The organism is Moraxella oblonga NBRC 102422, from assembly GCF_001598275.1.
GTDB lineage: Bacteria > Pseudomonadota > Gammaproteobacteria > Pseudomonadales > Moraxellaceae > Moraxella > Moraxella oblonga.
In genome coordinates this window covers 1-8,343 of sequence record NZ_BCYQ01000059.1, presented here as the reverse complement: position 1 = coordinate 8,343, position 8,343 = coordinate 1, and the positions used below count along the sequence as shown (strand labels likewise).

Annotated in this window: 9 protein-coding genes; 5 read left to right on the top strand and 4 right to left on the bottom strand. The window is 42.1% G+C overall.

The window, feature by feature from the left end; translation table 11 throughout:
• The first annotated feature begins 312 nt into the window (after nt 1-312).
• The 3 genes from MOB01S_RS11345 to MOB01S_RS11335 all read left to right on the top strand — a co-directional run bounded on the left by MOB01S_RS11345 (nt 313) and on the right by MOB01S_RS11335 (nt 3,235).
• Nucleotides 313-1,701, top strand: a complete 1,389-nt coding sequence (locus MOB01S_RS11345) for an APC family permease (protein WP_066805512.1) — start codon at nt 313-315, stop codon at nt 1,699-1,701.
• 113 nt (nt 1,702-1,814) lie between these two features.
• Nucleotides 1,815-2,900 carry a hypothetical protein gene (locus MOB01S_RS11340; protein WP_066805509.1) on the top strand — a complete coding sequence of 362 codons (1,086 nt, stop codon included), beginning with the start codon at nt 1,815-1,817 and terminating at the stop codon, nt 2,898-2,900.
• Entirely contained in the window at nt 2,888-3,235 is a 348-nt protein-coding gene (locus tag MOB01S_RS11335) for an RnfH family protein (RefSeq protein WP_066805507.1), read from the top strand. The genes MOB01S_RS11340 and MOB01S_RS11335 overlap by 13 nt, the downstream gene beginning before the upstream one ends.
• A 169-nt stretch (nt 3,236-3,404) precedes the next feature.
• Here the strand turns inward: MOB01S_RS11335 and MOB01S_RS11330 are convergent, their stop codons facing one another.
• Nucleotides 3,405-3,770, bottom strand: coding sequence for an outer membrane protein assembly factor BamE (locus tag MOB01S_RS11330; protein ID WP_066805514.1), 366 nt, complete (start codon nt 3,768-3,770; stop codon nt 3,405-3,407).
• 259 nt (nt 3,771-4,029) lie between these two features.
• Here MOB01S_RS11330 and fur point away from each other — a divergent pair, with 259 nt between their 5' ends.
• Nucleotides 4,030-4,482: a ferric iron uptake transcriptional regulator gene (gene fur, locus MOB01S_RS11325; RefSeq protein ID WP_066805505.1), complete on the top strand. Its 453-nt coding sequence runs from the start codon at nt 4,030-4,032 to the stop codon at nt 4,480-4,482.
• Nucleotides 4,483-4,683: 201 nt separating this feature from the next.
• Here the strand turns inward: fur and MOB01S_RS11320 are convergent, their stop codons facing one another.
• Together MOB01S_RS11320 and MOB01S_RS11315 are read right to left on the bottom strand one after the other, a co-directional pair.
• A complete protein-coding gene (locus MOB01S_RS11320; protein WP_066805503.1) occupies nt 4,684-5,817 on the bottom strand; it encodes a PilT/PilU family type 4a pilus ATPase in 1,134 nt (377 codons plus the stop codon).
• A gap of 76 nt (nt 5,818-5,893) precedes the next feature.
• Nucleotides 5,894-6,940 (bottom strand): type IV pilus twitching motility protein PilT, encoded by a 1,047-nt coding sequence (locus MOB01S_RS11315; protein ID WP_066805500.1) that lies wholly within the window; start codon nt 6,938-6,940, stop codon nt 5,894-5,896.
• Between the two features lie 169 nt (nt 6,941-7,109).
• Between MOB01S_RS11315 and MOB01S_RS11310 the strand changes: the two genes are divergently transcribed.
• A complete protein-coding gene (locus tag MOB01S_RS11310; RefSeq protein ID WP_066805497.1) occupies nt 7,110-7,778 on the top strand; it encodes a YggS family pyridoxal phosphate-dependent enzyme in 669 nt (222 codons plus the stop codon).
• A 21-nt stretch (nt 7,779-7,799) separates the two neighbouring features.
• Here the strand turns inward: MOB01S_RS11310 and MOB01S_RS11305 are convergent.
• On the bottom strand, nt 7,800-8,343 hold a 544-nt coding region (locus tag MOB01S_RS11305; protein ID WP_174521840.1), incomplete at its 5' end, for a Fic/DOC family protein.

Sequence of the window (8,343 nt, the reverse complement as noted above, 5' to 3'; positions counted from 1 at the left end):
GCATATTTGGGATTTGGTTTTACTATTCTTACCAAATTTTTGCTAAAAATTTACTCGGGCTTAACAAAACTATTGGCTTTTAAGTGGTTTTATTGTAGAATTAGCCCTTTTTTACGTCTGTAAAAATTTGTAAAATTATTGACCATCATGTGGTCAAAAAACCAATTAACTCGGAGTTGATAGCTTAATCAAATTCTCAAACACACCCGCTAACAGATTTTATCTGCCAAAAGTACGTTTGATAACGGTATTAGCACCCCAACGCCTTTTCTGAAGTTTTGCGTTTACGCACGCTTTTTGGAGGACTCTACGTTGAGTACACCTGTTACTAATGCACCTGTTGCCAAATTGCAACGAAATCTTGGTTTGTGGCACGTCATCATTATTGGTTTGGCTTATATTCAGCCGATGACTTTGCTTGACACTTTTGGTATGGTATCCCGTGATAGCGTGGGTCATGTGCCAACTTCTTATATTTTTGCCTTACTTGCGGTGATTTTAACTTCGTTTAGTTATGGGCATATGATTAAAGCCTATCCCTCATCAGGTTCGGCTTATACTTATACCCAAAAGTCCATCAACCCTTCAATGGGCTTTATGGTGGGTTGGTCATCTTGGCTTGATTATCTGCTCTCGCCAATGGTTAATATCATCTTGGCGGTGTTGTATTTGGAAGCCTTATTTCCCAATGTCAATCACTGGGTGTGGGTCATTGGCTTAACAGGCTTGATGACTGGGGTAAACCTATTTGGCTCAAAAGTGGTGGCATATTTTAATAGTTGGATTGTCTTTGTCCAACTTTTGGTGATTGGCGTATTTGTGTATTTGATTTATGAAAAATTGCAAATGGGCGTCTATGCCAATGGTACATTGGACGCTGACAAATATCCACTTTGGAGCTTAAAGCCCTTTTGGAATGAAATGACTTCGGTGGGTGCACTCATTACTGGGGCAACCATTTTGTGCTTTTCGTTTACAGGATTTGACTCGCTCTCTAGCCTTGCCGAAGAAACCAAAGATGTCAAAAATACTTTGCCCAAAGCAATGGTATTAACTTCCTTGATTGCTGGGATTGTCTTTATTTCTAGTACCTATTTTATGCAAACCTATTTCCCAAGCGACCCATCTATCTATTTTGAGGCGGTGGACGAAACACAAGCGGAAATTTTGCTTCTTGTTGGTGGTTCGGCATTTCAAGCAGCCGTATTGGGCTTTGCCATTGTAACAGTAATGGCATCAGGCATTTCAGCACACGCAGGTGTTTCTCGTCTGATGTATGTGATGGGGCGTGATAATGTCATTAGCAAAAAAATCTTTGGGCAAATTCACCCCAAACTCTTTACCCCTGTCAATAATATTTTGATTGCAGGGGCAGTGGCTTTGACCGCAGGTTTTATTAGCCTTGAAACAGTGGTTAATTTGATTAGCTTTGGGGCATTGACGGCGTTTAGTTTTGTGAATATTTCGGTGCTGTTTCGCTATGTGTTGCGTGATAAGCAGTTTAATACACCAAAACAAATTATTAATTATATCATTGTGCCGATTTTGGGTTTTATCAGCGTCTTTTTGATGTGGCTTGAAGTTGATGGTGTTACTTTGAAGGTTGGTTTGTTTTGGGCGGCATTGGGCTTTATTTGGCTTGGTATCAAAACAGGTGGCTTTAAAAAGCCTGTACCACAGTTCAAAGAAGAGGATGTTTAATCATTGATTGTTTAATAACAAATAACCTCATGCCATGCGTGGGGTTATTTGTTTGGGGTGATTTATAACAAAATTGTGTTACAATAGTAACCAAATAAACCATAGGGTAAATTATGTCCTCTCGCTATACTGTCTTTTTTGTGTCTTGTGCGTTGCCATTGTTGCTTGTGAGTCAAATCGCCCCTAGCATGGCTCATGAGCTGGATTTTTGGCTTTTGTGGGTGGTTGCCATGACGTTTGTGGGCTTGCCGATTTTATTTGCCGAAATCGCTCTGTCAGTGCGTAGTGGTGCTTTGCCTTATCAAGGCATACAGAAACTTACGCGTGAAGCCGATGCCAAGATAATCTGGCGAATGTTTGCAGGGCTATCGGTATTCATATCGCTTTTGTTTGCAGTAAGTATCACCACAAGATTGGGTGAGGGCGTGCATCTGCATTTGCCTCAATTACAGCTCCCTTTGCCAAGTGTGGGCGTGAGTGTGCTACTAGCCTTTGTGTTATTGATTTTAAGTTTGTTAAAATCTCGCCTACTGCCTGTGGGTGTGGCATTGGTGGTGATTGGTTCGCTCATTTCACTCTTTGATGGCGGACTAGATAGTGGCGTGAGCGTGCCTGTGATGACGGCGGTATCGCTTGGTGAATGGGCGAAGGCGGTGTCGTTGGCACTTATCTGTGTGGGTGTCGGTAGTGGCTTGTACTGGTTTGGCAACGCACCCAACGTGGCAAAAATTAACCCAAAAAAATCACTGTCAGGCATGATTTTAGCCATATGGCTAAGCCAGCTTGTGTTTGGTTCATTTGCTCTACTTGTGAGTAGCAGTTATGTTACACCCACATCTTTTGCGGTGTCTGGGATAGGTATGTTGCTCGTGGCAGGGTTTTTGGTATATTATGCAGGCGTGCAGTTGATGTATCGTTTTGGGTGGATTAATGGAGCGATTGCTACGCTTGTTGGTTTACTTGTTTTGTCTGCTTTGCCTGCCAAAATTGTCCTCATCACCTTGATTGTCATTGGCATGGTGGCGGTGGTACTATTGGCATTATTTGCAGGATTTGCCATGAAAATCAGCCATTTACGCAAGACATTTAATTTTAAAAGCGAAGCTCGTTACAACCTGTGGCGTATGTTTGTGCGAATATTTGCACCGCTTGCCATATTGGTGGCATTGGTGGGTTGGGTGTTAGAATGGCTACGATAACCATCAGTCTGGCTTATGCTGATGTGGATACTCAGCATTATGCCGAACTCCAAGTACCACAAGGCACAAGCCTATACCAAGCCATAGAACAATCAGGGTGGCTTGATTTGCCAAGTTTGGCACAATTTAGCAGGTGGTGTGCTGACAACATGACCACCAATCCCAATCACAAGGCTTGGTATGTAGGCATTTATAGCCAAAAAAAACGCCTAGACACAGTGCTGTCAGACGGTGATAGGGTGGAGATTTATCGTCCATTATCATATGACCCCATGACACGGCGTAAATCTAAGTCGGTGGTGCGTTTAAAGAAACTTGGTTATCGCCCTTTATAATAATCAACACCAAATTAAAGCTAATTTGGTGTTTTTATACAAAAACGCATTCTCAACTTTATATGAGTACTTGACCTTTATCAGAGTAAATACGATTTAACCTCGTATCCAAAAATAAACACATATAAATCAATAAGTTTTGATTATAAGTTGAGAGCAAGGTTAAGTGTTACTCTTTTATGGGTAAGGTCTCACGCCCCAAAATTCTCACTACTTGACCATTTTCAAAATAAATGGATAGGTATTGACTGGCGTTTTTAATGTCTTTCTTTTTGGCACGTTTGCCGTCCGTACCTGCGGTGTAGTCGTACAGATAGTCAAAACGGTTTGGGTTTAGGGTATCACGCAAAGCAGGACTGCCCAATAGATAAATGACTTGGTCAGCTGTCATGCCCACCCGCACCTGCGAGGCTTGCTCGGCGGTAATGGGTGTGCCTTGTGGTAGGTCAATCGTATAGACACGAAAAACGCTACAACCTGACAAAAAAAGTGTACTCATTAAGGCAAAACTGGCGAGTTTGGTGGTCATGTTCATGATAATAAATCTTAAAAAAATTTTTATCATATTAAACGCAAGTCATCAAATATGCAAGTTTTTTGACAAATTTTCACGAAAGCGTAGGATTTAACATACCAAAAAATCAATGATAATATTTGGGATTTTTGGCAAAAAATCCCTATTTTTTCGGTGAATTTTGTATAAAAATATGTTAGAATGATTAAAATTGTAATTGATTATCAAATGATAACTTGGCGAGAGTTGATGTTTGATAAAACCAATCAGAGAGAGTATCATGGCATTTACCAACAAAGATTTAAGAAAAGCAGGTCTTAAAGTTACCCTACCACGCATCAAAATTTTGGAACTATTAGAAAATGCTGAACACCACCACATGAGTGCCGAAGATGTCTACAAAGCATTGGCAGAGCAGGGCGAAGATGTGGGCTTGGCGACCGTATATCGTGTGCTGACTCAGTTTGAGCAGGCAGGCATAGTAGAACGCCACAATTTTGAAAATAATCTATCGGTATTTGAAATCGCCCAAGAGGAGCATCATGACCATTTGGTGTGTGATGTTTGTGGCAAAATAGAAGAGTTTCACAACGAAATCATTGAGAACGAACAGCGTAATGTTGCTGACAAGTACAACTTCAAACTGTCGGGTCATTCGCTTGTGTTATATGGTGTGTGTAGCAACGAAGAATGTCGCAAGACGCTTGAAAACAAACCATCACCTCAAAAATAATCAATGTCATCAAAACTCATACCAAAAGAGCTTAAAGTGATAAAAAACTTATTGTTTTGTTATCAAGGTGAATGGTAATCTGCTTACATCAATTCATGTCGCATTTAGGTTATGGCATGTTTTGACAAACAGCACAAATCATCTTGGTCATAAAAACCCAATCGTAAAGATTGGGTTTTTGTTTGGGTGGTGTTATCAAGATTAGGCATAGTTACCCAAATCAATCGACAGTTTATTTGCTCCTTCGTCCACATCACCTTTTTCAACAATTTTACTTTCAAGTTTGATTTGGAGACGTAGGTCGTTGGGGCTATCGGCGTGCTTGATGGCATCGGCATAGGTGATTTGTCCACTTTCAAAGAGGTCAAATAATGCTTGGTCAAAGGTCTGCATGCCGATGTCTTTTGAACGTTTCATGACAGGCTTAATCTCGTGAATCTCGCCTTTACGGATGTAGTCAGCGATGAGCTGTGTGCCTAGCAAAATCTCAATGGCAGCACGGCGACCTTTGCCATCTGGGGTAGGAATCAGCATTTGGGCGATAATCGCACGCAGGTTCAACGACAAATCCATAAATAGCTGTCCGTGACGGTCAGCCTCAAAGAAGTGAATGATACGGTCAATCGCTTGGTTGGCGTTGTTGGCGTGCAGGGTGGCAAATACCAAGTGACCTGTTTCGGCGTATTGAATAGCGTAGCTCATGACCTCACGGTTACGAATCTCACCAATCAGAATCACATCAGGGGCTTGACGTAGGGTATTTTTTAAACCTTCTTCAAATGAGAGTGTGTCAATGCCGACCTCACGCTGGGTTACGATACAACCTTTGTGTTCGTGGACGTATTCAATGGGGTCTTCGATGGTGATGATGTGTCCACGAGAGTTTTGATTGCGATGTCCAATCATGGCAGCCAGCGTGGTGGATTTACCTGTACCTGTCGCACCTACCAATAGGATAATGCCACGCTTTTTCATGGCAAGTTCTTTAAGGATAGGGGGTAGATTTAAGTCTTCGGTGGTGGGAATGTTGGTCTCAATTTTACGCAGTACCATAGCCGCTTTGTTACGCTGAATGAGAGCGGATACACGAAAACGAGCGGTTTCAGCTTTATCAGCAATGGCAAACTGACATTCGTTGGTTTCTAAAAATTCTTTTTTTTGATTATCAGTCATGATACTGGTAACGATTGCCATTGTCTGTTCGGCGGTCAATGGCGTTTTTGTCATTGGCAAGATTTGCCCATGCACTTTGAGTGATGGCGGAACGCCTTCGGTGATGAATAAGTCAGAGCCATTTTTGGCAATCATGACTTGGAGTAATTTGTCAAAATCCATAGTATTTCCAATTATTTTTTTGAAAGTTAAGCAAATCATCAATGATGAAATTTTTATTTGATGATTTGCTTTTAGATTACAAGAATGACTCTGGCTGTTTGGCGTAGATACGAGCCGTTTCTTTGTCAATGGTACGGCTTGCTACCAGATTTTTTAAGGTTTGGTCAAGCGTAATCATACCTTCACCTGCCCCTGTTTGGATTGCTGAATACATCTGGGCAACCTTGTTTTCACGGATAAGGTTACGAATGGCAGGCGTACCAAGCATAATCTCGTGAGCTGCCACACGACCACCGCCAACTTTTTTCAAAAGTGCTTGGGAGATAACCGCTTGCAAGGATTCAGATAACATCGCACGAATCATGTCTTTTTCGGCAGCAGGGAAAACGTCAATCACACGGTCAATGGTTTTGGCGGCAGAGTTGGTGTGCAATGTACCAAACACCAAGTGTCCTGTTTCGGCGGCGGTCAAAGCAAGGCGAATGGTCTCAAGGTCACGCATCTCACCCACCAAAATCACGTCAGGGTCTTCACGCAGGGCAGAACGAAGAGCGGCATCAAACCCAAGTGTATCACGGTGTACCTCACGTTGGTTGATGAGTGATTTTTTGGATTCGTGGACAAATTCAATAGGGTCTTCAATGGTAAGAATGTGTTCTTTACGAGTTTCGTTGATGTAGTTAATCATCGCAGCCAGCGTGGTGGATTTACCAGAACCTGTCGGACCTGTAACCAATACTACGCCACGTTTAAAATCAGAAACTTTTCTAAAAACAGGACCCATGCCCAAATCGTCCATGGTTAAAACCTTAGAAGGAATGGTACGAAATACCGCACCAGCACCACGGTTTTGGTTAAAGGCGTTTACACGAAAACGAGCCAAGCCTGGAATCTCAAACGAAAAGTCGGTCTCTAAAAATTCTTCGTAGTCGGCACGTTGTTTGTCGTTCATGATGTCATAGATGAGTTTATGAACGGTGGAATGGTCCATTTCTGGGGTGTTGATACGTACCACCTCACCGTCCACACGAATCATCGGTGGCAAACCTGCCGATAAATGCAAGTCAGAGGCTTTATTTTTGACGACAAAACGGAGTAAATCTTCGATACTGGGGGTGGACATAGGGCAACCTTAATAATGAGATATAATGGCTTTATTATACAATAATTCTTAAAATTTGTGTATTTTTAAAATGCCGTTCATGCGGTTAAATGGGCATTGTATTTATGTTGGCGTTTTGAGGATTTTTTGTTAGAATACACAGATATTTACACCATCTGGATAAATAGCGGTGAGTGATTTACAACAGCGATTTACAAACATCCAAACCAAACTTGACACCCATAACGCGCATCACCACGCCAATGCGTGCCTACTGGCCGTCTCAAAAACCAAACCTGCCGATGACATTCGTACGCTTTTTGGGTTGGGGCAACGTGCTTTTGGTGAAAATTATCTCCAAGAATGTCTAGCCAAACAAGCACAACTGTCTGATTTGGATATTGAATGGCATTATATTGGGCATATTCAGCGTAATAAAACTCGTGATTTGGCACGTCATTTTGATTGGGTGCAGACACTTGACCGTGCCATCATCGCCCAAAGATTAAACGAACAACGAGCAGGCTTACCACCCTTAAATGTGCTGATTCAGATTAATGTTGATGCTGAAGATAGCAAGTCAGGCTGTCAAATGAACGAAGTAGATGAGCTTTTGGCATTGATTTTAACTCTACCCAACTTGGTTTTGCGGGGTTTGATGATTATTCCTGCCAAAGAAGGCACGGACGCATTTGCTCGCACCAAAGATTTGTTTGATGGTATCAAGACCAAATATAATCCACCCCATTGGGACACATTATCAATGGGCATGAGTGGCGACATGGCAGACGCCATCGCCAACGGCTCAACCATGGTGCGAGTGGGCAGTGCGATTTTTGGGGAGAGGGAATATCGATAGGGGGCTGTTTGGTTTGGGTCATCAAACCACACGAACCAAACATTGGTGCATGATGTCAATCAGTGGATTGATGTCTCGGTCATCGTTGGGCTCGATTTCGATTCGACCATTACCCAACTCATAAATCACCCCATGCTCGCACGACAGCATGCTGGCTGCGTCCCACGCTTGTTTGGTGATGTGGCTGGTGTCAAATTCATAACCTGCCTCTTGTGCCAGCTGTTTAAACAAAATGCGAGTGGCTCTGCCGTTACCTTCTTCGAAGGGGTGGGCAAAATTAAATTCGGCATAGCTGACCGCAAATTCATACACAAAATCATCGTGATTGAGATATTTAAGGTAATGATTTTCCTTTAAAAATTGAGCCATTTCATCGATGGTGGGTAAAATTTCATCAACATCAGCAAAGATGGTTGCCAATGAAACGTCATATTCATTTTGCTTAAAGAAAGGTTCAATTCGCCGTAATTGCCCAGCATATTCACGCAATCCCTCAAACAGATATTGATGAATTTTAGTCAAATGCTCAAAATTATAATTGCCTTGAATGGGAGTTTTTAAGGTA